Genomic DNA, 656 nt, shown 5'->3' with positions numbered 1-656 from the left:
GTCATCTATCCCCTGATGTTCCTGCTTTTTGCAGGCTCTATGTGGCTCATCTTCGCTCCATCGGAGAAAGAAGAGGAGAAACAGGCGAAGGGATTCAACACGGAAGTACCCGACCCGACAGCAGCCGAACTGATCGGTGATAAGAAGAAAGCCTACGAGAAGGAGATGATGGAGGAGAAAGAGCAGGAGCGCAGCCGCGCGATGCAGAGTCTGAGTTCCATGTTCGGGGAGATGACAGGAGGACAACCGGAGCAGAGTTCCGAAGAGTTGGCATTAAAGACGGATTTGTCGGAAAGAGATAACGGCTTTGGCTCTCGCACTGCTGCTCCGCAAGACGGCTTTCACGCCTCTGCATCAGCCTACCAAGACATCAACCGCACGCTCGGCAGTTTCTATGAAGCACCGAGGGAAGACCCTGAAAAGGAAGAACTGCGTGCCCGATTGGCAGAGTTGGAAAACCGTATGAGCAGCGAACAGCAGTCGCCCGCCATAACCGTGAACGACCAGATGGCACTACTTGAAAAGTCCTATCAGTTGGCGGCAAAATATATGCCGTCGGGCGGTGGACAGTCCTCTTCCAATATGGCATTGGCATCGGACGGGGAGACGGCTTCCGAAGGGAAAGCGGTCGTAACTACCCGAAACGGGAAGGCGGT

At 54.4% G+C, this 656-nt stretch carries 1 pseudogene; it reads left to right on the top strand.

From position 1 onward, the window contains the following. Window positions 1-656: pseudogene (locus BN93_RS16095) on the top strand (conjugative transposon protein TraM); the annotation flags it as partial.

Origin of the sequence: Prevotella conceptionensis 9403948 (genome assembly GCF_000312305.1) — a bacterium.
Lineage (GTDB): Bacteria > Bacteroidota > Bacteroidia > Bacteroidales > Bacteroidaceae > Prevotella > Prevotella conceptionensis.
Note: the sequence above shows the minus strand (reverse complement) of the source record. Positions and strands in the feature narration are given on the sequence as shown.